Annotated in this window: 21 protein-coding genes; 11 read left to right on the plus strand and 10 right to left on the minus strand. The window is 71.7% G+C overall.

From position 1 onward, the window contains the following. Window positions 1–11 precede the first annotated feature (11 nt). Both AB0E78_RS02875 and AB0E78_RS02880 read right to left on the minus strand, forming a co-directional pair. On the minus strand, window positions 12–3335 hold the full coding sequence (locus tag AB0E78_RS02875) for a BTAD domain-containing putative transcriptional regulator (RefSeq protein WP_361827361.1): 3324 nt from the start codon (window positions 3333–3335) through the stop codon (window positions 12–14). A gap of 166 nt (window positions 3336–3501) precedes the next feature. Further along, window positions 3502–3867, minus strand: a complete 366-nt coding sequence (locus tag AB0E78_RS02880; RefSeq protein WP_361827363.1) for a DUF6578 domain-containing protein — start codon at window positions 3865–3867, stop codon at window positions 3502–3504. 107 nt (window positions 3868–3974) lie between these two features. On the opposite strand from AB0E78_RS02880, the gene AB0E78_RS02885 reads away from it, so the two are divergent. Then, window positions 3975–4778, plus strand: a complete 804-nt coding sequence (locus AB0E78_RS02885) for a site-2 protease family protein (RefSeq protein WP_361827366.1) — start codon at window positions 3975–3977, stop codon at window positions 4776–4778. Here the strand turns inward: AB0E78_RS02885 and AB0E78_RS02890 are convergent. The 3 genes from AB0E78_RS02890 to AB0E78_RS02900 all read right to left on the minus strand — a co-directional run bounded on the left by AB0E78_RS02890 (window position 4768) and on the right by AB0E78_RS02900 (window position 6880). Then, complete coding sequence (locus AB0E78_RS02890; protein WP_361827369.1) at window positions 4768–4956, minus strand: hypothetical protein; 189 nt, start codon at window positions 4954–4956, stop codon at window positions 4768–4770. The genes AB0E78_RS02885 and AB0E78_RS02890 overlap by 11 nt on opposite strands. Window positions 4957–5049: 93 nt before the next feature. Continuing rightward, complete coding sequence (npdG, locus tag AB0E78_RS02895; protein ID WP_361827371.1) at window positions 5050–5754, minus strand: NADPH-dependent F420 reductase; 705 nt, start codon at window positions 5752–5754, stop codon at window positions 5050–5052. A 37-nt stretch (window positions 5755–5791) separates the two neighbouring features. Next, entirely contained in the window at window positions 5792–6880 is a 1089-nt protein-coding gene (locus tag AB0E78_RS02900) for a sialidase family protein (protein WP_361827372.1), read from the minus strand. A gap of 79 nt (window positions 6881–6959) precedes the next feature. Here AB0E78_RS02900 and AB0E78_RS02905 point away from each other — a divergent pair, with 79 nt between their 5' ends. After that, complete coding sequence (locus AB0E78_RS02905; RefSeq protein WP_361827375.1) at window positions 6960–7574, plus strand: hypothetical protein; 615 nt, start codon at window positions 6960–6962, stop codon at window positions 7572–7574. Window positions 7575–7727: 153 nt separating this feature from the next. Here the strand turns inward: AB0E78_RS02905 and AB0E78_RS02910 are convergent, their stop codons facing one another. Continuing rightward, window positions 7728–7949 carry a hypothetical protein gene (locus AB0E78_RS02910; RefSeq protein ID WP_361827377.1) on the minus strand — a complete coding sequence of 74 codons (222 nt, stop codon included), beginning with the start codon at window positions 7947–7949 and terminating at the stop codon, window positions 7728–7730. Between the two features lie 58 nt (window positions 7950–8007). On the opposite strand from AB0E78_RS02910, the gene map reads away from it, so the two are divergent. Next, a complete protein-coding gene (gene map / locus AB0E78_RS02915; protein ID WP_361827379.1) occupies window positions 8008–8865 on the plus strand; it encodes a type I methionyl aminopeptidase in 858 nt (285 codons plus the stop codon). A 160-nt stretch (window positions 8866–9025) separates the two neighbouring features. Further along, window positions 9026–9682, plus strand: coding sequence for a biliverdin-producing heme oxygenase (locus tag AB0E78_RS02920; RefSeq protein WP_361827382.1), 657 nt, complete (start codon window positions 9026–9028; stop codon window positions 9680–9682). Window positions 9683–9715: 33 nt separating this feature from the next. Here AB0E78_RS02920 and AB0E78_RS02925 read toward each other — a convergent pair whose 3' ends face one another. The 3 genes from AB0E78_RS02925 to AB0E78_RS02935 are packed head-to-tail and all read right to left on the minus strand — an operon-like array spanning window position 9716 to window position 13466. After that, window positions 9716–10399, minus strand: a complete 684-nt coding sequence (locus AB0E78_RS02925) for a PhzF family phenazine biosynthesis protein (RefSeq protein ID WP_361827385.1) — start codon at window positions 10397–10399, stop codon at window positions 9716–9718. Between the two features lie 34 nt (window positions 10400–10433). Then, entirely contained in the window at window positions 10434–11936 is a 1503-nt protein-coding gene (locus AB0E78_RS02930) for an HtaA domain-containing protein (RefSeq protein WP_361827386.1), read from the minus strand. 60 nt (window positions 11937–11996) lie between these two features. Next, window positions 11997–13466 carry an HtaA domain-containing protein gene (locus tag AB0E78_RS02935; protein WP_361827388.1) on the minus strand — a complete coding sequence of 490 codons (1470 nt, stop codon included), beginning with the start codon at window positions 13464–13466 and terminating at the stop codon, window positions 11997–11999. 143 nt (window positions 13467–13609) lie between these two features. Here AB0E78_RS02935 and AB0E78_RS02940 point away from each other — a divergent pair, with 143 nt between their 5' ends. From AB0E78_RS02940 to AB0E78_RS02970, 7 genes are all read left to right on the plus strand, one after another. Further along, window positions 13610–14632: an ABC transporter substrate-binding protein gene (locus AB0E78_RS02940; protein ID WP_361827390.1), complete on the plus strand. Its 1023-nt coding sequence runs from the start codon at window positions 13610–13612 to the stop codon at window positions 14630–14632. Window positions 14633–14637: 5 nt separating this feature from the next. Further along, complete coding sequence (locus AB0E78_RS02945; RefSeq protein WP_361828491.1) at window positions 14638–15726, plus strand: iron ABC transporter permease; 1089 nt, start codon at window positions 14638–14640, stop codon at window positions 15724–15726. Then, entirely contained in the window at window positions 15723–16601 is an 879-nt protein-coding gene (locus AB0E78_RS02950; protein WP_361827392.1) for a heme ABC transporter ATP-binding protein, read from the plus strand. Before AB0E78_RS02945 ends, AB0E78_RS02950 begins: the two co-directional genes overlap by 4 nt. A 278-nt stretch (window positions 16602–16879) precedes the next feature. Further along, complete coding sequence (gene efeO, locus AB0E78_RS02955; protein ID WP_361827395.1) at window positions 16880–18043, plus strand: iron uptake system protein EfeO; 1164 nt, start codon at window positions 16880–16882, stop codon at window positions 18041–18043. 21 nt (window positions 18044–18064) lie between these two features. Beyond that, a complete protein-coding gene (gene efeB / locus AB0E78_RS02960; protein ID WP_361827398.1) occupies window positions 18065–19411 on the plus strand; it encodes an iron uptake transporter deferrochelatase/peroxidase subunit in 1347 nt (448 codons plus the stop codon). A 15-nt stretch (window positions 19412–19426) separates the two neighbouring features. Further along, on the plus strand, window positions 19427–20425 hold the full coding sequence (efeU, locus tag AB0E78_RS02965) for an iron uptake transporter permease EfeU (RefSeq protein ID WP_361827400.1): 999 nt from the start codon (window positions 19427–19429) through the stop codon (window positions 20423–20425). Further along, complete coding sequence (locus AB0E78_RS02970; RefSeq protein ID WP_361828494.1) at window positions 20328–21266, plus strand: hypothetical protein; 939 nt, start codon at window positions 20328–20330, stop codon at window positions 21264–21266. Before efeU ends, AB0E78_RS02970 begins: the two co-directional genes overlap by 98 nt. A 34-nt stretch (window positions 21267–21300) precedes the next feature. Here AB0E78_RS02970 and AB0E78_RS02975 read toward each other — a convergent pair whose 3' ends face one another. Continuing rightward, entirely contained in the window at window positions 21301–22044 is a 744-nt protein-coding gene (locus tag AB0E78_RS02975) for a bifunctional DNA primase/polymerase (protein WP_361827402.1), read from the minus strand. Between the last annotated feature and the right edge of the window lie 71 nt (window positions 22045–22115).

The raw sequence follows: 22115 nt of genomic DNA on the forward strand, positions 1-22115 counted from the left end.
GTGCGTACGCGCTAGCCGGTGATGTACCTGTCGCAGAGGGCGGCGGCCTCCTCCACGGAGAGGCTGCCGCCTTCCGCGTACGCGGCCTCGTACGCGGTGTCACCCAGTGCCCCGCGGGCCGACTCCACGGCGGCCGTGACGATTTCGCGCTCCGCGGCGGGCGCGAAGTGACCGGGCGGCAGCTCATGGGCCGCGACCGCGAGCAGCCGCACCGCGTCGCGGGCGTGCCGGCCGCCGTCGAGGGCGGCCAGGGCGCGGGCGGCGGTGGCGAGATGGACGGAGGTCATCTGCGGAGCCATCATCTTGCTGAGCGGGTCGCGGGACTTGTCGAGCGCGGCGCGCGCCGCGACGAGGCCCTCGGCATGCCGGCCGTCCACGGTGTGGATCCAGGCCTCGGCGCCCAGCATGAACCCCTCGAAGATGACGAACTCGGCGGCCTTGAACTCCTCACGGAGCAGCTGGAGTTGCTCCCGCGCCTGGGCGGTGCGGCCGGTGCGGGTGAGCAGGTCGACGAGGAAGAAGCGGGCCGCGGGCAGGGACTCGCTGGAGTTCGCGGCGGCCTTGCCGTCATGGTCGAGGACCGACCAGAGCAGTTCCTCGCCCCGCTCCATTTCGCCCGCCTCGGTGAGCACCGCCCCGAGCCGGGCCGTGAGCACGCTCACCTGCGCGGGGGCACCGAGCCGCTCCGCGTGCCCGATGGCGGCCTCGAAGTCCTCGGCGGCCTGGGCGAACCGGCCGCGCCGCTCATGGGCCTCGCCGCGCGAGGACAGCGCCTCGGCCATGCCCCACACGTCGCCGAGCCGGTCGAAGATCTCCAGGGACTCGTCGGCGTCACGGCGGGCGTCGCCCGCCCGGTCGGCCCGGTTGGCGAGGACGTTGGCGCGCTGCTGCAAGGACGCGGCGAGCTCCCAGTCGTAGCCCCGCTCGCGGCAGGTGCCGATGGTCGCGTCGATGATGTGGTGCATCCGGTCGATGTCACCGTCGAGCAGGACCGCGAAGAACCACAGGCTGCCCGGCGCCCAGCAGGTCTGCGGAAGCCCCGGCCGGTAGGCCTCACGGATGCCCGCGAGTTTCTCCAGGGCCTCCGGTGTCTGCCAGGAGTCCAGGTTCATGTCCATACAGGAGAGCTGGATGAGGTGGACACCTCGCCGTGCTTCCTGGAGCACCTCGGGGCGCATGGGCAGCGGGTTGTCCGTGCAGCGTTCGTAGAGCGGTTCCACCGGGGTGACGGGACGTACGAAGGGGTCCGGGCCGAGGGCGATGACCTCGCGGGACCAGTTGCGGATCTCGATGCGCAGGTCACGGATCGTCCAGTACCAGGACAGCGAGAGGACCAGGCAGAGCGCTTCCTGCTCCTCCCTGGCGGCGACGGCGTGCCGCAGGGCGGTGCGCAGATTCTCGTACTCGACCTCGAAGCGTTCGACGGCCTCCCGCTGGCCGCCGCCCCGCAGACGCGGTTCGGTCAGCCGGGCCAGCTCACGGAAGTACACCAGGTGGGCCCGTTCGGCGGCGTCGCGGTCCCCGTCCTCGTCGAGCCGCTCCCCCGCGTACTCGCCGACGGTTTCGAGCAGCCGGTAGCGCATGACGCCTTGTGGGGAAGGGGCGGCGACGGCGAGGGACTTGTCGACGAGGGAGCCGAGCACGTCGGCGACGTCCCGCGGCCGGAGCCCGGCCGCGGCCCCGCACACCGTTTCCGCGGCGGCCAGGTCGCAGCCGCCCGCGAAGACGGAGAGGCGGCGGAGCACGGTGCGTTCGGGGGCGTCCAGGAGGTCCCAGGACCAGTCGACCACCGCGCGCAGGGTCTGCTGGCGGGGCAGGACCGTGCGGGCGCCGTTCGTCAGGAGGCGGAAGCGGTCGTCGAGGCGGTCGGCGATCTGCCGGGGGGTGAGCATGCGCAGGCGGGCCGCGGCCAGTTCGATGGCCAGCGGCAGGCCGTCGAGGCGCCGGCAGATCTCGGCCGCCGCCGGCCGGTCGTCCTCGATGCGGAAGCCGGGCCGGGCCGCGGCGCCGCGGTCCGCGAGCAGGCGCAGCGCGATCGGCTCCGGCAGGGGCTCCACGGGGTGCAGCAACTCCCCCGGCACGCCGAGGGGTTCACGGCTGGTGGCGAGGACCGTCAGGCCGGGGCAGTGCGCGAGCAGCCGGTCGGCGAGGCGGGCCGCGGCGTCGATGACGTGCTCGCAGTTGTCGAGGATCAGGAGCATGCGGCGGGGCGCGCAGTGCTCGGTGAGGCGGACGACGGGGTCGTCGTCGTGCCACTCCGAGACGGCACGCAGCTCTTCGGCGCCCGCGCCGCGCAGGACCGTCTCGCGGGCGCCGAGCGCGGTGAGGACCGCCTCCGGCACCGCGTCCGGGTCGTCGACCGGGGCGAGTTCGGCCAGCCATACGCCGTCGGGCACACCGTCGGCGTGGGCCTCGGCGGCCTCCTGCGAGAGCCGGGTCTTGCCGGAGCCGCCTGGGCCGAGCAGCGTGACGAGGCGGGCCCGCGCCAGGTCGCCCCGGATGGCCTCGATGTCGCCCTCCCGGCCGACGAACGAGGTGAGCCTGGCCCGCAGGTTGCCCTGCGGTCTCCGGGGCGGCCGGGTCCGGGCAGGGGGCGGCTGCGACTCGTCCGCGCGCAGCAACTCCTCGTGCAGGGCGCGGAGTTCGGGGCCCGGGTCGGCGCCGATGCGGTCCGCGATGAGGCGGCGCACTCCGTCGTACGCGGCGAGTGCCTGCGCCGGGCGGCCCGCGTCGCGCAGCGCCCGCAGCCGCAGGGCCTGGAGCGGCTCGTCGAGGGGGTGCCCGTCGCACAGGGCGGCGAGCTCGGGAAGCACCTGCTCGGCCCGGCCCAGGGCGAGCGCGGCGGCCAGCCTGGCGCGGCGGACCTCCAGGCGGCGGGACTCCCAGCGGGCCGCGTCCGCCGTGCGGTCCGGGAGGTCGGCGAGCGGAGGGCCCTGCCAGAGGGCCAGGGCGTCGTCCAGGATCGCCGCCGCCTTGGCCGCGTCACCGTCGGCGAGGGCATCCGTCCCCTCGGCCGCGAGGCGGTCGAAGCGGTGCAGGTCGACGTCGTCCGGCTCGGCGCACAGCTGGTAGCCGCCGTCGCCGGAAGCGATCGCCCCGGCGCCGACCGCCCGCCGCAGCCGGCCCACCAGGGCCTGTAGCGCACCGGTCGCGTCGGCGGGCGGCTCCCCGCCCCACACCTCGTCGACGAGCACGGCCGCAGGAACGGCCCGCGGAACGCGCAGGGCGAGGACCGTCAGCAGAGCGCGCAGCCTTGAACCGCCGACGGCGACAGAGGTGCCGTCGGCGTGGAATGCCTGGGTGGTGCCGAGAATGCGGTAGCGCACGGGGTCCATTGTCTCCGGTCAGGATGAGGAGCGATGCGGGGCGCCGCACCGCACGTGGGCCCGTCACGGGCCGACTGCTACGTGATGCCGGGGGTCGCCCGCGGGCCGGGGACGCGCTCGGCGCGGGCGCTGCCCTGCTGTCCGGAGCGATCGAGGCGGGCCCCCACGCCACTGGTCACCCGGCCTCTTCCCGTACGTCGAGGACGACCAGTACCCCTACCTCCCGCCGGAAGTATCCCTGCTCCCAGCTCCCCTCCACCGGGTCCGTGAACCACTTCGGGCACGCCTCCACGGGGCGGAGCCACTCCTCGCCCGGTACGGGTTCGAACGTGTTCGTGCCGGCCGCGCGGGCGAAGCCCCGGGTCACCATCCGGATCGACCGGACCCGGCCCACCGTGTCCGGTGCCTCCTCGCCGTGCCGCTCCACGGAGTAGAGGTCAGGACCGCCCTCCAACTGCCACGCCACCTCGTCCCCCACGGAGAACGGCGTCCCGCAGCACTCCATCTGCCAGTCGTCGTACATCACGTCCCACAGCGTCATGCCCCCACCCTCCCCGGAACTCCCCGCCGAGTGCGAGACGTTTTAGCCGTACGCCGGGGTACGTTCCCGTACGACAACCGGCCCGCCACCTCCAGGAGCCCCGCACCATGACCATCGCTCCCACCCGAAGCAGCGACCGGCGGATCAGCCCCGTCTTCCTCGGGATCGCCGCCGTCACCGCGGTCTCCGGCTGGGCCGCATGGACCGGATTCGCGGACAACCCCGGGCTCGCGGTCTTCCTCTTCGTGACGGCGGCCTGGATCGTCTCGCTCTGTCTGCACGAGTACGCGCACGCCCGCACCGCCCTGCACAGCGGTGACATCTCCGTCGGCGCGAAGGGCTATCTGACCCTCAACCCGCTGAAGTACACGCACGCGCTGCTCAGCATCGTGCTTCCTGTGCTCTTCGTGATCATGGGTGGCATCGGCCTGCCCGGCGGTGCCGTCTTCATCGAGCGGGGCCGCATCCGGGGCAAGTGGAAGCACAGTCTGATCTCGGCGGCGGGCCCGCTGACGAACGTGCTCTTCGCGGTCGTCTGCACGGCGCCCTTCTGGCTCGACTCGCTCTCCGGCGTGCCGGACACCTTCCGCTTCGCGCTCGCCTTCCTCGCGCTGCTCCAGGTGACGGCCGCGATCCTGAACTCGCTGCCCATCCCGGGCCTGGACGGCTACGGCGTCATCGAGCCCTGGCTCTCGTACAAGATCCGCCGCCAGGTGGAGCCGTTCGCGCCGTTCGGTCTGATCGCTGTCTTCGGCATCCTGTGGATCCCCGAGGTGAACGGCGCCTTCTTCGACGCGATCGACGCGATCCTGCGAGGGCTCGGCGTGGGCGACCTGGAGACCTACTGCGGCCAGGACTTCTACCGCTTCTGGGACGGCGACCCGAGCCAGTCCTGCACGCTCAACCGGTAGCGGCGCGGGCGTTGCGCTCGGCCTTCGCGCGGCGCAGGTAGTACCACGCCATGTTCGACGAGAGTCCGGCGAGCAGCACCCAGATGACGCCGATCCAGTAGCCCTGGACGAAGGAGACCACGGCCGCCGCGACGGCGAGGGCGCAGACCGCGAGGGCGTAGAGAGCGAGGCGGGGCATGGGGGTCGGCTCCTGTCGGGGGTCGGTCCGTGGGGTGGCGGACCACCGCGCGATGCGGCGTCCGCAACCAGTGTCCCCCATGCCCGCCACGTCCTAGACGTCGGTCACGCGCAGCCCCGCGTGGGCCTTGTAGCGCCGGTTCACGGAGATCAGGTTGGCCACCAGGGACTCGACCTGGTGCGCGTTGCGCAGCCGCCCCGCGAAGACGCCCCGCATGCCGGGGATGCGCGCGGCGAGCGCCTGGACGATGTCCGTGTCGGCGCGGACCTCGCCCAGGACCATCACATCTGTGTCGATCTCCTCGACGGCCGCGTCCTGGAGCAGCACCGCCGACAGGTGGTGGAAGGCGGCCGTCACCCGGGAGTCCGGCAGCAGGGCGGCGGCCTGCTCGGCGGCGCTGCCCTCCTCGGGCTTCAGGGCGTAGGCGCCCTTCTTGTCGAAGCCCAGCGGGTTCACGCAGTCGATGACGAGCTTGCCGCTCAGCTCCTCGCGCAGGGCTTCGAGGGTCTTGCCGTGCCCGTCCCACGGCACGGCGACGATCACGATGTCGCTGCGCCGCGCGCACTCCGCGTTCTCGGCGCCCTCGACGCCGAGGCCCAGCTCGTCGGCGGCGGTCCGCGCGCGCTCGGCCGCGCGGGAGCCGATGATCACCTTCTGGCCCGCCCGGGCCAGGCGGTAGGCGAGGCCGCGGCCCTGGTCGCCGGTGCCGCCGAGCACGCCGACGACGAGCCCGGAGACGTCGGGCAGCTCCCAGGGATCCTTGGCCGGAGGCTTCTGCACACTGTCGTTAGAGGTCATGCGGCCGACCTTACTCACCGCCCGGTCACCGCCCGAGTCAGGCCAGGGCGGCCACCGGTATCCGCCGGAACGTGATCGTCTCGTAGGCGCTGAAGTCGCCGGTCTCGTAGAGCAGTCCGACGGTCCCGTCGTCGACGCGCACGAGATCGGAGTACGCGGCGGGCAGCCCGTCCACCGTGTACGCGTCCTGCCACGTGGTGCCGCCGTCGCGGCTGCGGCGCACCGTCATCAGGGCCCGGAAGCCGGGGTCCGCGGGCCCGGAGAACAGCAGCACGTCCGGCGTGCGCAGCTGGAGCACGCTGCATTCGACGACCGGGCCGACGAGCCCTGCCTGCGGCCGGAAGGGCTTGAGCAGGCTCCGGCCGCCGTCGCGGGAGTGGGCGTCGGCGCGGGTGCCGGGGGACGGCGAGTCGTTGCGGGTGTTGAAGTAGAGGCGCCCGTCGGCGAGTTCGGCGGCGGTGGTCTCGTTCACGTTCACGTAGCCGTCGGTGTTGTCGTCGACGTAGCCGATGCGCCAGGTCTGTCCGTGGTCGTCGCTGAGCAGGCAGTGGCCGCCGTTGTACTTGCCCTCGGTGCCGTCGTCCGTACCGGTGGGCGGCAGGGAGTGGTTGGCGGGCACGACGACCCGGCCGGTCGCGGCGGTGCCGGTCAGCTGGATCGCGTGGCCGGGCGTGGTCGCGTACCACCGCCAGTTCGTCTTCTTCACCTGTCCGGTGATCTCCCTGGCGGCGGACCAGGTCAGTGCGTCGTCATCACTGTGCTGGACCCAGATCCGCCGCCCGTTCGCCGCGGAGACCTTGCCGCGCCGGATGGCGTCCTCGGTCGCGGCGGCGGCGTTGCGGACATGGACCAGGAGGATCCGGCCGGTGTCCAGGACGACGGGGGCGGGGTTGCCGGCGAGGTTGGTGCCGTTCTGGGCGACCACCTGGAGCGGCCCCCAGGTGCGGCCACCGTCGCTGGACCGCTTCAGTACGACGTCGATGTTGCCGGAGTCCGCCTGCGAGCCGACTCTCCCCTCGCAGAAGGCCAGCAGGGTGCCGGAGCGGGTGCGGACGACGGCGGGGATCCGGAAGCTCGCATAGCCCTCGCGCCCGGCGCGGAAGGGAACAGTTGTCTCATCAGCCATCCCCGGTCAGTCCCCACCCCGGGCGAATTCCCGGTGAACTCCGCCTGACGAGTCACACGTTGGGGCAGGATGCGACCCCATGGACGCCGTACGGGTCGCGCTGCTGCGCGAAGTGCTCGCGGGAACCGAGTGGGTGGGCGCGACGCGCCGCTTCGCGGGGACGCTGCGGTCCTCCGTGGTGCCGCACGGCGGCGGGCTGCTGCTCGTGGGCACCGAGGAGTACGAGCCGTGGCATCTGGCCGCGCATCTCGTGGACGAGGCGGCGTGGTCCGGGACACCGGAACTGACGCCGACACTCGTACGCCACCGGGTGCGGGAGGGCGATCCCGCGCATCTGTCGACCGGGCTCGGCCGCATCGAGGCGGCAAGGCGCGGGGAGACGCTGCTGGTGGTGGCGCCGGACACGCCCGCGGCCGCGCCGGGGGCGGCCCTCCTCGACCGGGTTCACGATGCCCGCGCGGCGGGCGCCACCGTACTCGCCCTCGGCTCGGCCGACAGCGATCTGCGGGCCATGGCCCACGAGGCACTGCCCGTACCGGAGTCGCCCGACCTGGACCTGGACATGGTCCAGCACCTGGTGAGCGCGGCCACGGGCGAGAACCACCTCCCGGCGGCACGGGGGCGGCGCCGTCTGCGCGACCGGCTGTCACGCCTGGCGGATCAGCTCACGTCCCCGCCTCCGGCGCGGTGGTGACGCGGCCCCGAGGATTCGGCTGCTCCCGCCCATGACCAGCGCTGGGCATGGCTGTTCGTGTCCCTTTCCTCGATATGGCCCGACCTCCCCCCTGGCGCTCCAAGCTGCTGCCGTACGACGCGAGCACGGACGAGGACGCCGTCCGGCGCCGGGTCAGGCGCTGCCGGTGTCCTTGTCGTGCCACTTGGGGTCGGTCTCCCACTCGAGGTTCCGCTCGGCGGCGGTCTCCATCGCCCGCTGGGCCTCCTCGCGTGACCCGTAGGGCCCGAAGCGGTCCTTGCCCGGACAGTCGGGGCCCTCCTCGACCTTCTTGTGCTCCAGGCAGTAGAACCACTCGCCCGGTTTACCGACGGTCCGCTTCTTGAACAGTGCCATGGTCTGCTCCTCTCTCTCCCGCCATGCTGCCCCACCACCGCTGGTTAGACTCGCTGGCATGTCTGGCCAGTCGCTGCTCGTACCAGGGGAGCTCTCTCCCATCCGCCCCGTTCCGGGAAACATCAGGCGCCCGGAGTACGTGGGGAAACCCGCGCCCACCCCGTACACCGGGCCCGAGGTGCAGACCCCCGAGACCATCGAGCTGATGCGCGTCGCGGGCCGGATCGCCGCGCGCGCGATGGCCGAGGCCGCCAAGCACATCGCGCCGGGGGTGACCACCGACGAGCTCGACCGGGTCGCCCACGAGTACATGTGCGACCACGGCGCCTACCCCTCCACGCTCGGCTACCGCGGCTTCAAGAAGTCGCTGTGCACCTCCGTCAACGAGGTCATCTGCCACGGCATCCCGGACTCCACCGTCCTGAACGACGGCGACATCATCAACCTCGACGTGACCGCGTACATCGGCGGTGTGCACGGCGACAACAACGCCACGTACCTGGTCGGGGACGTCGACGAGGAGTCCAGGCTCCTCGTGGAGCGGACCCGGGAGTCCCTGGACCGCGCCATCAAGGCGGTCAAGCCCGGCCGCCAGATCAACATCATCGGCCGCGTCATCGAGTCGTACGCCAAGCGCTTCGGCTACGGCGTCGTGCGTGACTTCACCGGCCACGGCATCAACACGTCCTTCCACTCCGGCCTGATCGTGCCGCACTACGACAGCCCGCACGCGACGACGACGATCAAGCCCGGCATGACGTTCACGATCGAGCCGATGCTGACCCTCGGCACGCACGAGTACGACATGTGGGAGGACGGCTGGACCGTGGTGACGAAGGACCGCAAGCGGACCGCGCAGTTCGAGGAGACGCTCGTGGTGACGGACAGCGGGGCGGAGATCCTTACGCTTCCCTGAGCTCTGAGCGGGTAGCGTTTTACCGACAGGACGTCGGGAACCAGTTGACTTAGGTAAGCCTAACTTGGATGATCGGTAGCGGTCGTACTGGCTCCCGCCTTTCTGCGGCTTTCTTTCGCGCTCTTCGCTCCCCCGCTCTCTTCGGCTTCGGAGGTCCCTCATGGATCCGTTCTCCACGGTCATCCGCACCGCCTCGCACGAGCAGCACACGGAGGCGGAGACCTCGACGTTCATGAGCGACCTCCTCGGCGGCAGGCTCGGCGTCGACGCGTACGCGCGCTACACGGAACAGCTGTGGTTCGTGTACCGCGCCCTGGAGGAGGGCGCCGCGGCGCTGAAGGACGATCCGGTCGCCGGCCCCTTCATCCAGCCCGAACTGCTGCGCGTCGCGGAACTGGAGCGGGACCTTTCGCATCTGCGGGGTGCGGGCTGGCGGACGGAGGCGACTCCCCTGCCGGCGACCGCGGCGTACGCGGCACGGGTCGCGGAGTGCGCGCGGGAGTGGCCGGGCGGTTACGTGGCCCACCACTACACCCGTTACCTCGGCGATCTCTCCGGCGGCCAGATCATCCGCGGCAAGGCGGAGCAGACGTGGGGGTTCGCCCGCAAGGGCGACGGCGTCCGGTTCTACGTCTTCGAGGGCATCTCGAACCCGGCGGCGTTCAAGCGGGGCTATCGGGAGCTGCTCGACGGCCTGGGCGAGGTCGTCCCGGACGAGCTGGAGCGCCAGCGGATCGTGGACGAGTGCAAGCGGGCTTTCGCCCTGAACACCGGAGTGTTCCGCGAACTGGGCGAAGAGTTCCCGCTGTCGGCGTAGGGGCAGGGAGGGAGAGCCCCGCAGGGGCACCCCTCAGCCCCCGCTGAGCCGTACCCGGCCCCCCACCTCGATCAGCCCGTCCGGTGCGGGGGCCGTGAGGATCTGGGAGCCTCGGCCCTGCGTGATGTTGAGCGCACGGCCGAGCCGCTCGGTGAGGAGCAGCGCCGCCGCCCCCGTGGCCTCGTCCTCCCGGATTCCGTCGTCCCGGCCGGGGAACGCCCGCGCCCGGACCCGCCCCGCCGCCTCGTCCTCCCACGCCCAGGCGTAGATCCACTCCCCCGGCGGGGGCACCTTGAGGGCGTCCACCTCGGCCGCGGTCGCGTAGGCGCGCAGTGTCCGCTCCGGTGCCCACCGGGGCCGCGCCGCGATCCAGTTGAACTCCCCGTCCTGGCGGGCCTCCACCACCCCTGCGGGCGTGACCAGTTCCGGCACGTCGAGCAGCCAGGACGTACCGACGCAGGGGTGCCCGGCGAAGGGCAGCCGCAGGGTGGGGGTGTAGATGTCGATGACCCCGCGTTCGGGGTCATCGACGAACACCGTCTCGCTGAAGCCGAGCTTCGCGGCGATCGCCTGCCGCTCGTCCCGCCCCGCGACGCGGGCCCCCTCGCGCACGACACCCAGCTCATTGCCGTGCCGGCCGTCGGGCCCGCAGAACACCCGGAGCACGTCGAGACCGTCAGGCAGTTCTGAAGGCAGTTGCGAAGGCAGTCGCGTCATCCGGGCATTCAAGCATCCGCGGGATCCCCGCGCGTCAGGAAGCCCGGCGGCGGGCCACGAAGACCGCACCGGCACCCGCCGCGGCGATCGCCCCCGCGGCCCCGAGCAGCGCACCCGTCGGCACCGACGCACCGGTGGACGCCAGCGAGCCCCCCGTACCGCCGCCGACCGAGCCGCCGCCACCGAGCGCGGCCGAACCGCCGCCGGTGGAACCGGAGTCGGCCGAGCCACCCGTCGAGCCACTGGGCAGCTTCGCCCCTTCGGCGACGGAGAGCGCCACCGTCACGGGGTCCATCGCGTCGCCCTTCTTGTAGCTGGAGGGCGCGTCATCGCTGGCGAACTGCTTCGCGCCCGCCGCCGTGAAGGCCGCGGGCACCTTGTCGAGCACGACGACGTCGTTCTTCGCCGTGTACGACGCCTTGGCGAGGTCGAGCGTCGCGAACTTCACGTCGTTGTTCTTGCCCTTGGGCGAGGTGACGTCCACGGTCAGCGTGCCCTTGGTGCCGTTCGCCGCCACCTTGATGTCGCTCAGCCTGATGTCGATGCCGTGCGCCTTGTACTGGAAGCGGACGGCGCCGCCGAAGGACGCGGTCAGCTTCTTGGCGTCGGAGTCCACCTCGCCCTTGGCGTACGGGAAGGCGTAGCCGTTGCCGTTCTTCTTGGCGCCGCCCGAGAGCGTCGCGCCGCCGCCGGACTCGATGTAGCGGCGGAAGCTCTCCTTCACGCCCCAGGTGAGCGAGCCGTCGTGCACCTCGCCCGCGGGCTTCCCGGCGCCGGACGTGCCGGTCGGCTTCGGGGTCGTGGTGGGGCTGCCGGTCGGCTCGGCGGTCTCCGTGGGCTTGGGGGTCCCCGTCGGCTTGGGCGTCTCGGTCGGCTTGGGCGTCCCGGTGGGCTTCGGCGTCTCGGTCACGGCGCCGCCCGCCTTCACCGACAGCGTCGCCGGGTCGAGCTTGTCGCCCTCCTTGTACATGCCGTTGAACGCCTTGGCACCGTCCGCGGTCAGCGTCGCCGGGATGTCCTTGAAGGTCATCGCGCCGCCCTCGCCCTGGCCGGGCCTGATCCCGGTCAGGTCGAGCTTGGCGAGGTCGATGTCGTTCTGGACGGCGCCGTTGAGGCTGACGTCGGCCCGGATGGCGCCGCTCGTGCCCTCGGTGCGGACCTTGACGTCGGCGACCGTGATGTCGAAACGGTGGGCCGGGGAGGAGAAGCGGACGCTGCCCTTGAAGGCGGTGTCGGTGGCGTGCGTCCCGGTGTCGTACGTCCCCTTGCCGTCGGTGAAGGTGAACACCCCGTTGTCGGCGGCCTGCCTGGCGCCGTCCGTGGCCTCGATCTTGCCCACGGCGGGACCGGTGACGTACGTGCGGAAGGACTCCTTGAGGCCCCAGTCCAGGGTGCCGTCCGTCAGCTCCAGCTTCGGCGCGGCGGCGGCGCTTGCGCTGTCGGCGGCGAGCGCCGGGAGGGTCAGGGCGGTCGCGCCGAGCGTGACGGCGGTCGCGACGGCTGCCGCGAGGATGAGGGGACGACGGGTGGCGGCCATGATCAGTCTTCTCCTTGGAGAGAGCGGTAACAGCGAGGAGGGGGTGGGGTGATGGAGCGGTCAGGAGTCCTGGCCGGTGGCGTCCGCCGCCGCACGCTTCTTGCGCACGACCCCGAACGTGACCGCCGCGGCGAGCAGCACCGCCACACCCGCGCCGATGCCGATCGGCACGGCGGGCGAGGAGGAGTCGGAGGCGTCGGCGGCGTTCTGCGTCTTCGGTCCCGCGGCCTTCTCGGCCTGCGGCGACGGGCTCGCGGACGATCCGAGGTCCGGCAGCGCGGGCAGCTTGGCGTCGGCGTCGAGGGCGACGGCCAGCGAGAGCGGGTCCATCGTGGAGCCCGCCTTGTACATGCCGCCGAACGCCTTGGCGCCGTCGGCGGTGAGCTTCGAGGGCACTTCGGTGAGGGAGACGAGCCCGTCATCGGGCTTCAGCTGACCGGATGTCGCCGCGAAGGTGATCAGTGGCGCCCTCTTCAGGGCAACCCCCTTACCACCCTTGTTGTCACCCTTGCTGTCGACGTCCGCGAAGAGCGTGCCCTTGCCGTCCTCGACCTTTACGGCGACCTTGCTCAGCGCGAGGTCGAGGCCGTGCTCACCGGTGAAGCGCACCGTGCCCGCGAAGTCCGCGTCGAGGGTCCGCTTCTTCTCGTCGTACGTCCCCTCGCCCCGGGGGAAGCGGAAGAGCGCGCCGCCGTCCTGGGCCCCGGCGGACAGTTTCCACTCGCCCTTGGCGATGGAGCCGGTGACGTACTCCCGGAAGGTGCGGCGCACGCCCCAGTCGACGGCGGCGTCCTCGATGCGCCCCGCCTTCGCCTTCTCCTCCTTCTTCTTCTCGGAGGGCTTCTTCGAGGGCTTCCCTGACGGCTTCTTCTCGCCGGAGCCGGAGCCGGCCGGCCCCGCGACCAGATCCGTCGACAGGCTCACCCGGTCCAGCTCGGTGCCCGCCGCGTAGTACCCGGCGAAGGCCTTCGCGCCCTGGGAAGTGAGCGTCGCGGGAAGGTTGTTGAGGGCGATGGGTCCTGAGCCGCCCTTCATGTTGATGCCGGACACGCCGAGGGTGGCGAGCGGCACCTGGGCGGTGGACGTGACCTTGCCCGTGCCCTTCTCCTTGCTGACCATGTCGGCGTAGAGCGTGCCGGAGCCGCCGGAGATCTTGACGGTGGGGCGGCTGACGGTGAGGTCCAGCTCGTACGAGCCGCCCTTCTTGTGCCCGAGGAAGTGCACTCCGCCGGAGAACCCGGCGCTGAAGGCCCCGCTGTCCGGGTCGTACGACCCCTTCGCCGAGTGGAAGCGGAACTGGCTGCCGCCGACCGTGGCCGCGCCGCCCTGGAGGGTCGAACTCCCCTGGGCTATCGGCCCGGTGACGTAGCTCTGGAACGAGGATTTGATGCCCCAGTCGAGCCGTCCGCCCTGGACCGTGCGGTCCTCGGCGTGCGCGGCGGCCGTGGGGAGCAGCGCTCCGACGAGTGCGGTGAGCACCGCCACGGCTCCGGCGCGGGCACTGGCTCGCGCCTGTCCTGACGACGACATGGGACCCCTCCGGGTGTGGTCAATAAGGTAAGGCTAACCTAAACTACGATCACTTCGGCTGGAACCCCCTCCCGGTCCCCCGGGCCCCGGGCGCCTCGGAACAGACCCTCAACAGCACGACAGGACGGTGGACTTCGGTGCGTATGCCGCGCTCATTCCGTATCGCCGGCGCGTGGACCGCCGTTCTCGCCCTGGCCCTCACGGGCTGCGGGTCCGCCTCGGACGGCGGTAGCGGGACGTCCCCGAAGGCGAAGGCGGCGGCGTCCGCGACCGGCCGCCCCGACCGTGTCGAGCCGCTGAAGTCCCGCCCCGAGCCCCTGCTCCCCGCCACCGTCACGTCCGCCGACGGCAAGAAGGTCACCGTCAAGGACACAAGCCGGATCGTGCCGCTCACCGGCAGCCTGAACGAGATCGTCTTCACGCTCGGCCTCGGCAAGAACGTCGTGGCCCGCGACATCACCGCCACCTTCGAGCAGGCAAAGAAGCTGCCGGTGGTGACGCGTGCGCACGACGTGTCGGCGGAGAGCGTCCTCTCCCTGAAGCCGACGGTCGTCCTCGCGGACACCACGACGGGGCCCGCCGAGGCCATCGGCCAGATACGCGACGCGGGCATCCCGCTGGTCGTGTTCGACCCGGCGAAGGGCCTCGACGACGTGGGCCCCCGGATCGACGCGGTGGCCAGGACGCTGGGGGTCGAGAAGTCGGGCGACGCGCTCAAGTCCCGTACGCAGAAGCGCATCGCGAAGGTCAGGAAGTCCATCCCGGCAGCCGCCCGCACCGAGAAGCCCCGCGTCGCCTTCCTCTATCTGCGCGGCTCCGCGTCCGTCTATCTGCTCGGTGGCCGCGAGTCCGGCGCGAGTTCACTCCTGGAGGCGGCGGGCGCGGTCGACGCGGGCAAGGAATCGGGCCTGAAGAAGGACTTCACGGCGATCACCAGCGAGGCACTGGCCAAGGCAGCACCGGACGCGATCCTCGTCATGTCCAAGGGGCTCGCATCGGTCGACGGCGTGGACGGGCTGCTCAAGGTCCCGGGTGTCGCCGAGACCCCGGCCGGACTGGACCGCCGCATCGTCTCGGTCGACGACGGGGTGCTCCTGAACTACGGGCCGCGCACGGACCAGGTCCTGAAGTCCCTGGTGGAGCAGTTGTACGGGAGCAAGAAGTGACCGTCTTGCCCAAGGCGGCCGACACCGGTCCCGCCACGCGGGAGTCGACGGCGCCCCGGGCCCGGCGGCGCGGCACGGCCGTCACGCTGACCGCCGGGCTCACGGCTGCCCTCGTCCTGCTCTGTCTCCTCTCCGCGGGCGTCGGCGCGTACGACATCCCCCTCGGGGACGTCCTGGGCTCCGTCCAGCACCGGACCGGTCTCGGCGGGGACGCGCTGGACCGGGTCGGCGAGAGCGTCCTGTGGAACGTGCGGCTGCCGCGCGTGACGCTCGCGCTGCTCGTCGGGGCATCCCTGGGATGCGCGGGGGCGCTCATGCAGGGCGTGTTCGGCAACCCCCTCGCCGAGCCCGGCGTGATCGGCATCTCGGCGGGCGCGGCCGTCGGCGCGGTGGCGTCCATCGCGCTCGGTCTCAGCTTCTTCGGGAACTGGACCGTGACGGTCTGCGCGTTCGTCGCCGGACTCGCCACCGTCCTTCTCGTGTACGTCCTTTCGCGCGACGGAGGGCGCACGGAGGTCGTCACGCTCATCCTCACCGGCATCGCCGTGAACGCGTTCGCGGGGGCGCTGATCGGGCTCTGCATCTTCTTCGCGGACAACGCGCAGGTCACCCAGATCACCTTCTGGCAGCTCGGCTCGCTCGCCCAGGCGACCTGGCCCAAGGTGCTCGCCGTGCTGCCGTGCGCGGTGGCGGGTCTGGCCGTGGCGCCGCTGTACGCACGCAAGCTGGACCTCCTCGCGCTCGGCGAGCGGCCCGCGCGGCATCTGGGGGTCGACGTCGAGCGGCTGCGGCTCGTGCTGGTCCTGGTGGTGGCGCTGCTGACCGCCGCCGCCGTGGCCGTCGCCGGGATCATCACGTTCGTCGGTCTGCTCGTCCCGCATCTCCTGCGCATGGCCGCGGGGCCGGGTCACCGCTTCCTCGTGCCGGGCAGCGCCCTTGGCGGGGCGGTCGTGCTGGTCGGCGCGGATCTCGCGGCGCGGACGGTGGCGGCTCCCGCTGAGCTGCCCCTCGGGGTGCTCACCGCGCTCTTCGGCAGCCCGTTCTTCTTCTGGCTGCTGCGCAGGACCCGTCGCAAGCAAGGGGGTTGGGCATGATCACGCGGATCGCGCGGCGGTTGTTCGCGACCGGTGGCGGGCGGGCCGCCCTGCCGGGGGCCTTCGCTCCGGGCGACGTGCTCGCCGAGGCGTCGGGGCTCGTGGTGCGGCTCGGGGGCCGCGAGGTCCTTGCCGGGGTCTCGCTCACCGCCCGTGCGGGCGAGGTGCTTGCCCTCGTGGGGCCCAACGGGGCGGGGAAGTCGACGCTGCTGGCCGCGCTCGCGGCCGATCTCCCGGCCGCCGAAGGGGACGTACGCGTCTGCGGGCGGCCCACCAGCGAGTGGCCCGCGCGTGAACTGGCGCTGCGGCGCGCGGTGTTGCCGCAGTCCGCCGCGCTCTCCTTTCCCTTCCCGGTCGAGGACGTCGTACGGATGGGGCGTGCGCCCTGGGCGGGGACGGCGCTGGAGGACGAGGACGACCGCGTGGTGCGGGAGGCGCTTGCCGCGACCGAGGTGACCGAGTTCGCCGCGCGTCCCTTCTCCGCGCTGAGCGGCGGCGAGCGGGCGCGGGTCGCGCTGGCCCGGGTGCTCGCCCAGCGGACCCCGCTCCTCCTCCTGGACGAGCCGACCGCCGCGCTCGATCTGCGCCACCAAGAGCTGGTCCTGCGGATCTGCCGGGAGCGGGCCGCCACCGGTGACGCGGTGGTGGTGGTCCTGCACGACCTGGGGCTCGCGGCTGCCTACGCGGACCGGGTGGCGTTGCTGCGGGCCGGAGTGGTGGCGGCGGAGGGCGCGCCGGGCGAGGTCTTCACGGGCGAGCTCCTGAGCGAGGTGTACCGGCAGCGGGTCGAGGTGTTCCCGCATCCGCGGACGGGGGTGCCGATGGTCGCCCCGGTGCGTGCCTGGGCCGTCGGCAGCAGCGTGTCCGGCGCTTGAGGACGGACTCGGCGGAGCCGGTGATCCGCACACTCAGGGCCCCGGGTGCGACCCGGAAGATGACCCGGAAGATCCCTCTTGACCCTTGCTTGACCCGGCCATGAACCTCCCATCACCCCACCGTGACACCTCCGTAAGCACCCCTTCCCCAGTGAGAGGTGAATCACTGGATGGCTGGGTATCGACCAGGTAAGGCTCAGTTAAGTTAGGTCCGCCTCACCACCGCGACGCGCCCCATCCGCACGTCCGATCCATCCTTGACCCGTCTTGGAGCCCGTATGCGCCCCGTCCGTCTCTCTGCCGCCACCGCCGTCGCCGCAGTGGCAGCACTCACCGCCGTCACGGGCTGCACCGAGAAGAGCGAGACCAAGGGCGGCGGCAACACCGTCGAGGTGACCGCCACCGACGACAAGTGCGACGTCTCCGAGACCAAGCTCAGCGCCGGGCACGTCGAGCTCGCCATCGAGAACAAGGGCTCCAAGGTCACCGAGGTCTACCTCCTCTTCCCCGACGACCGCATCGTCAGCGAGCGCGAGAACATCGGCCCCGGCACGAAGCAGAAGCTCACCGCCGAGGTGAAGTCCGGCTCGTACGAGATCGCCTGCAAGCCCGGCATGAAGGGCGACGGCATCCGCCAGAAGGTCACCGTCAGCGGCGGCAAGACCGTCAAGCGCGACCCGCGCCTGGACAAGTCCGTCGCCGCCTACCGCGCCTACGCGCAGGAGCAGGCCGACGCGACGCTGCCCAAGGTGAAGGTCTTCACCGACGCCGTCCGCAAGGGCGACATCGAGGCCGCCAAGAAGGCGTACGCCAACTCCCGCATCGGCTGGGAGCGCACCGAGCCGGTCGCCGAGTCCTTCGGTGACATCGACCCGAAGGTCGACGTCCGCGAGGACGGCCTGGAAGAGGGCCAGGACCTGACGAAGGACTGGACGGGCTGGCACCGTCTGGAGCGGGCCCTGTGGAAGGACAAGAAGATCGGCGGGCGCGAGAAGGAGCTCGCCACGCAGCTCGACAAGGACCTCAAGGACTGGCAGAACCGCGTCGGCAAGGCCGAGATCACCCCGACCTCCATGGCCAACGGCGCCAAGGAGCTCCTCGACGAGGTCGCCACCGGCAAGGTCACCGGCGAGGAGGAGCGCTACTCGCACACCGACCTCGTCGACTTCAAGGCGAACGTCGAGGGCGCGGAGAAGGCGTACGGCCTGCTCAAGGCCGTCGCCTCGGAGAACGACCCGGCGCTCACCAAGGAACTCGACAAGCAGTTCGCGGCCCTGGACAAGCTGCTCGCCGAGTACCGCACGGGCGGCGGCAAGGACTCGTACACCTTCACGTCGTACGACAAGCTCGACAAGGCGGACACCAAGGAGCTGTCGGACGGCGTCAACGCGCTCGCGGAGCCGCTGTCGAAGCTGGCCGCCGCCGTCGCGAAGAGCAAGTAGCGGTTAGGGGGCACCGGAACGATGACCGACACCACGAACGACACCGACACCGGCAGCGGCAGCGACAGCGGCAGCGCGGCCGTGCCGGACGAGGCGGGCCACGACGCCGGCGCTGCTTCCGCTTCCTCTCCCTCCTCCCCTTCTCCCTCCTCCCCTTCCCGGCGTTCGCTGCTCGGCTGGGGCGGTGCGGGGCTCGCGCTCGGCGCCGCCGTCACCGGGGGCGCGGTCGCCGTGGCCCGCTCCGGGGACGAGGCCGTGCCCGCCGCGTCGGCGGGCGGCGCGGTCGCCTTCCTCGGCAAGCACCAGGCAGGCATCGCGACGCCCGTCCAGGACCGGCTGCACTTCGCCGCGTTCGACGTGAAGACGGACGACCGCGAGGAGTTCGTGCAGCTCCTGAAGGACTGGACGAAGGCCGCCGCGCGGATGACCGCGGGGCACGAGGTCGGTGAGGGCGCCTACGGCGGTCTCACCGAGGCGCCGCCGGACGACACGGGCGAGGCGCTGGGCCTCAAGCCGTCACGGCTGACGCTCACCATCGGCTTCGGTCCCGGCCTCTTCGAGAAGTTCGGTCTCGCGGACCGGCGCCCCGAAGCCCTCGTGGACCTCCCCAAGTTCCCCGGCGACAACCTCGACAAGTCCCGCGGCGGCGGCGACCTCTGCGTGCAGGCCTGCGCGGACGACCCGCAGGTCGCCGTGCACGCCATCCGCAACCTCGCCCGCATCGGCTTCGGCAAGGTCGCGGTGCGCTGGTCGCAGCTCGGCTTCGGCAAGACCTCGTCGACGACGCCGGGCGCGCAGACGCCGCGCAACCTCTTCGGGTTCAAGGACGGCACCCGCAACGTCTCGGGCGACGACAACTCCGCGCTCGCCGAGCACGTGTGGGTCGGCGAGAAGGACGGGCCCGGCTGGATGACCGGCGGCTCGTACCTCGTCGCGCGCCGCATCCGCATGAACGTCGAGACCTGGGACCGGACCTCGCTCGGTGAGCAGGAGGACATCTTCGGGCGCGACAAGGGCGAAGGCGCACCGGTCGGCAAGGCCAAGGAGCACGACAAGCCGTTCCTGAAGGCGATGAAGCCCACCTCGCACGTCCGGCTCGCGCACCCGGACAGCAACGACGGTGCGACGATCCTGCGCCGCGGCTACTCCTTCACGGACGGCACCGACGGTCTGGGCCGCCTGGACGCGGGGCTCTTCTTCCTCGCGTACCAGCGGGACGTCCGCACGGGCTTCATCCCGGTGCAGCGCAGCCTGTCGCGTTCCGACGCACTCAACGAGTACATCCAGCACGTGGGCTCCGCGGTCTTCGCGATCCCGCCGGGCGTCCGCGACAAGGACGACTGGTGGGGCCGGGCACTGTTCGGCTGAGGGGATCTGACAGACATGTTCGGTAACTACCTGATCGGCCTGCGCGAGGGTCTCGAGGCCAGCCTGGTCGTCTGCATCCTCATCGCCTATCTGGTGAAGACGGACCGCCGCGACGCCCTCAAGCCCATCTGGCTGGGCATCGGCGTCGCGTGCGGGATCGCGTTCGGCTTCGGCTGCGCGCTCACGTTCGGTTCGCAGGAGCTGACGTTCAAGGCGCAGGAGGCGCTGGGCGGTTCGCTGTCGATCCTCGCCGTCGCGCTGGTGACGTGGATGGTCTTCTGGATGCGGCGTACGGCCCGTCATCTCAAGGCGGAGCTGCACGGCAAGCTGGACGCCGCGCTGCAGATGGGCACGGGCGCGCTGGTCGCCACCGCGTTCCTGGCCGTGGGCCGGGAGGGCCTGGAGACCGCGCTGTTCGTGTGGGCGTCGGTGCGGGCGTCCAACGACGGTACGCACGGTCCGCTGATCGGCGTGCTCCTGGGCCTCGTCACGGCGATCGCGCTGGGCTGGCTGTTCTACAAGGGCACGGTCCGCATCAACCTGGCGAAGTTCTTCACCTGGACCGGCGCCATGCTGGTGGTCGTGGCGGCGGGGGTCCTCGCGTACGGCGTCCATGACCTGCAGGAGGCGGAGTTCCTCGGCGGCCTGCAGAACAAGGCGTTCGACATCAGCGCGACGATCCCACCGGACAGCTGGTACGGCACCCTCCTGAAGGGCGTCCTCAACTTCCAGCCGGACCCGACGGTCGTCCAGGTCACGGTGTGGCTGCTGTACCTGATCCCGACGCTCGCGTTCTTCTTCGCCCCGGTAGGGTTCGGGCCCGGGAAGGGGAAGGTGAACGCAACGCATGAGCAGGCTTCCAAGGCAGCGCACTCCGATGCGGCAGGTCCGGTCGCGACGTCCGGTCCGGTACGCGATGGTGGCGTCGACGGTGACCGTACTGACGGTGACGGCGAGCGGGTGCGTGACGGTGCACGGGGAGCGGGAAGTCGTCCCGGCGGCGACGAAGGCTGAGGCCGACCGCGCACTGCAGGACTTCCTCACCGCGTACAACAAGGCGGACAAGGCGTACGACCCGGCGCTGGACGCCGCCCGGGTCACCGGTCCGCTGAGCGCCATCAACCAGGCGGGCCTGAAGTCGAACGGCGCCCAGCACCCGAACGGCAATCCCGGCCAGGTGCCGCTCGAGCTGACGGATGCGAAGTTCTCGATCCCCAAGAAGGCCGGCTGGCCCCGGTGGTTCGTCGCCGACACGCGTGCCAACCGCCGCGCTGACATGCGCTGGCTGCTCGTCTTCACGAAGGGCAGCAAGGACCAGCTGTGGGAGGCGTCGTACCTGAATCTGGTGTCGCCCGGCAAGGTGCCCGCCCTGAAGAAGGACAAGGACGGCTGGGCCGAGCCGGTCGAGGTGAACTCCCCGGGTCTCGCGGTGGCGCCGAAGGACCTCGGCGAGGAGTACACGACGTATCTGAAGTCGGGCGGCGACACGTTCGCGCCGGGCGACCACACGTCGACGTGGAAGGCGTTCCGCGACAAGAACACCAAGCGCCGCGGCATAGCCGTCCAGTACATCGACGAGCCGCGGAACGACGGGACGTTCGCGCCGGTGGGCCTGCGCACCCAGGACGGCGGGGCGATGGTCTTCTTCTCGACGCACCACTACGAGAAGCGGACCGCGGCGAAGGGCGTGAACATCCCCGTCGCGCCCGACGTTAAGCCGCTCCTGAAGGGTGAGGTCAAGCAGTCGATGACGCTGGAGCGCGTCTCCAACCAGCTCGTCGTCGACCCGGCGGGCTCGGGCAAGGTGACGTTCCTGAGCCGCATCCAGGGCCTGACGGGCGCGCAGGGCGACTAGCCGCCGGTTCTGGAGGCGACCCCGCGCACGGGCGTCAGCCCCTCAACGGCCAGGCGGCGACCTCGTGCTGGGGCTCGCCCGCGACGCGGGCGCATTCGTCGGTGAGCGTCTCCAGGAGCGTCAGTGGGTCCGGGAGCGCGTGCTCGGGGCCGCGGATCCAGTGGACCGCCAGGTCACCGGGGAGTCGCGCGGGCGGCACGAGGACGTACGAACCGCGGCAGTGCCAGCGGAAGCCGGGATGTTCGTTCGTGGTCTCGGGGTGGCAGTCCAGCTCGCAGGGCCACCACTCGTCCTCGTCCTCGGGGGTACCGCGGGTGAGCGTGAAGAAGAGCATCCGCCCCTCGTCCATGGTGCCCTCGGACTCGGCGACGGGGCCCACGTCGATGCCGTCGGCGAGCAGCCTGGCGAGCGCCTCGCGCCCGGCGGCCAGCGGCACGTCGAGGACGTCGTGCACCATGCCGGTCGCGGTGATGAAGTTGGCCTGCGGCTGATGCCTGGCCCAGCGCTCGATCTGCCCGCGGTCGGTGGTGGACTGCGTCTGCCAGGCGAAGGAGAGGGGATGCCTGGCGGGGGTGGGACAGCCGATGCGGTCACAGGAACATCGGTACGCGGAGGGGTGCGCGGCCGGTGAGAGCGGCAGACCCGCTGCCGCCGCGGCGACCAGCAGGGCCTCGCGGCCCGCTTCGTCACCTGCCGTGTCGTCCGGTCGGGGACGTCGGCGAAGCCACTGGGAAATCCTGCTCTGCCCGCCGGACCGGCGGCCGAACTCCGCGCCCATCAATCCCCTCACCTCGCATGTGTGCCGAGAAGCATCTCCCATGGTCGCACCATCCTGCTCCTCGGGGGGCC

The organism is Streptomyces sp. NPDC032198 (assembly GCF_040636975.1).
Classification (GTDB): Bacteria; Actinomycetota; Actinomycetes; order Streptomycetales; family Streptomycetaceae; genus Streptomyces.

Bases quoted from the DNA above. Each gene is read 5' to 3' on its own strand.
- AB0E78_RS02875 (WP_361827361.1), bottom strand. From the start codon at position 3,335: ATGGACCCCGTGCGCTACCGCATTCTCGGCACCACCCAGGCATTCCAC.
- AB0E78_RS02880 (WP_361827363.1), bottom strand. From the start codon at position 3,867: ATGACGCTGTGGGACGTGATGTACGACGACTGGCAGATGGAGTGCTGC.
- AB0E78_RS02885 (WP_361827366.1), top strand. From the start codon at position 3,975: ATGACCATCGCTCCCACCCGAAGCAGCGACCGGCGGATCAGCCCCGTC.
- AB0E78_RS02890 (WP_361827369.1), bottom strand. From the start codon at position 4,956: ATGCCCCGCCTCGCTCTCTACGCCCTCGCGGTCTGCGCCCTCGCCGTC.
- npdG (WP_361827371.1), bottom strand. From the start codon at position 5,754: ATGACCTCTAACGACAGTGTGCAGAAGCCTCCGGCCAAGGATCCCTGG.
- AB0E78_RS02900 (WP_361827372.1), bottom strand. From the start codon at position 6,880: ATGGCTGATGAGACAACTGTTCCCTTCCGCGCCGGGCGCGAGGGCTAT.
- AB0E78_RS02905 (WP_361827375.1), top strand. From the start codon at position 6,960: ATGGACGCCGTACGGGTCGCGCTGCTGCGCGAAGTGCTCGCGGGAACC.
- AB0E78_RS02910 (WP_361827377.1), bottom strand. From the start codon at position 7,949: ATGGCACTGTTCAAGAAGCGGACCGTCGGTAAACCGGGCGAGTGGTTC.
- map (WP_361827379.1), top strand. From the start codon at position 8,008: ATGTCTGGCCAGTCGCTGCTCGTACCAGGGGAGCTCTCTCCCATCCGC.
- AB0E78_RS02920 (WP_361827382.1), top strand. From the start codon at position 9,026: ATGGATCCGTTCTCCACGGTCATCCGCACCGCCTCGCACGAGCAGCAC.
- AB0E78_RS02925 (WP_361827385.1), bottom strand. From the start codon at position 10,399: ATGACGCGACTGCCTTCGCAACTGCCTTCAGAACTGCCTGACGGTCTC.
- AB0E78_RS02930 (WP_361827386.1), bottom strand. From the start codon at position 11,936: ATGGCCGCCACCCGTCGTCCCCTCATCCTCGCGGCAGCCGTCGCGACC.
- AB0E78_RS02935 (WP_361827388.1), bottom strand. From the start codon at position 13,466: ATGTCGTCGTCAGGACAGGCGCGAGCCAGTGCCCGCGCCGGAGCCGTG.
- AB0E78_RS02940 (WP_361827390.1), top strand. From the start codon at position 13,610: ATGCCGCGCTCATTCCGTATCGCCGGCGCGTGGACCGCCGTTCTCGCC.
- AB0E78_RS02950 (WP_361827392.1), top strand. From the start codon at position 15,723: ATGATCACGCGGATCGCGCGGCGGTTGTTCGCGACCGGTGGCGGGCGG.
- efeO (WP_361827395.1), top strand. From the start codon at position 16,880: ATGCGCCCCGTCCGTCTCTCTGCCGCCACCGCCGTCGCCGCAGTGGCA.
- efeB (WP_361827398.1), top strand. From the start codon at position 18,065: ATGACCGACACCACGAACGACACCGACACCGGCAGCGGCAGCGACAGC.
- efeU (WP_361827400.1), top strand. From the start codon at position 19,427: ATGTTCGGTAACTACCTGATCGGCCTGCGCGAGGGTCTCGAGGCCAGC.
- AB0E78_RS02970 (WP_361828494.1), top strand. From the start codon at position 20,328: ATGGTGGCGTCGACGGTGACCGTACTGACGGTGACGGCGAGCGGGTGC.
- AB0E78_RS02975 (WP_361827402.1), bottom strand. From the start codon at position 22,044: ATGGGCGCGGAGTTCGGCCGCCGGTCCGGCGGGCAGAGCAGGATTTCC.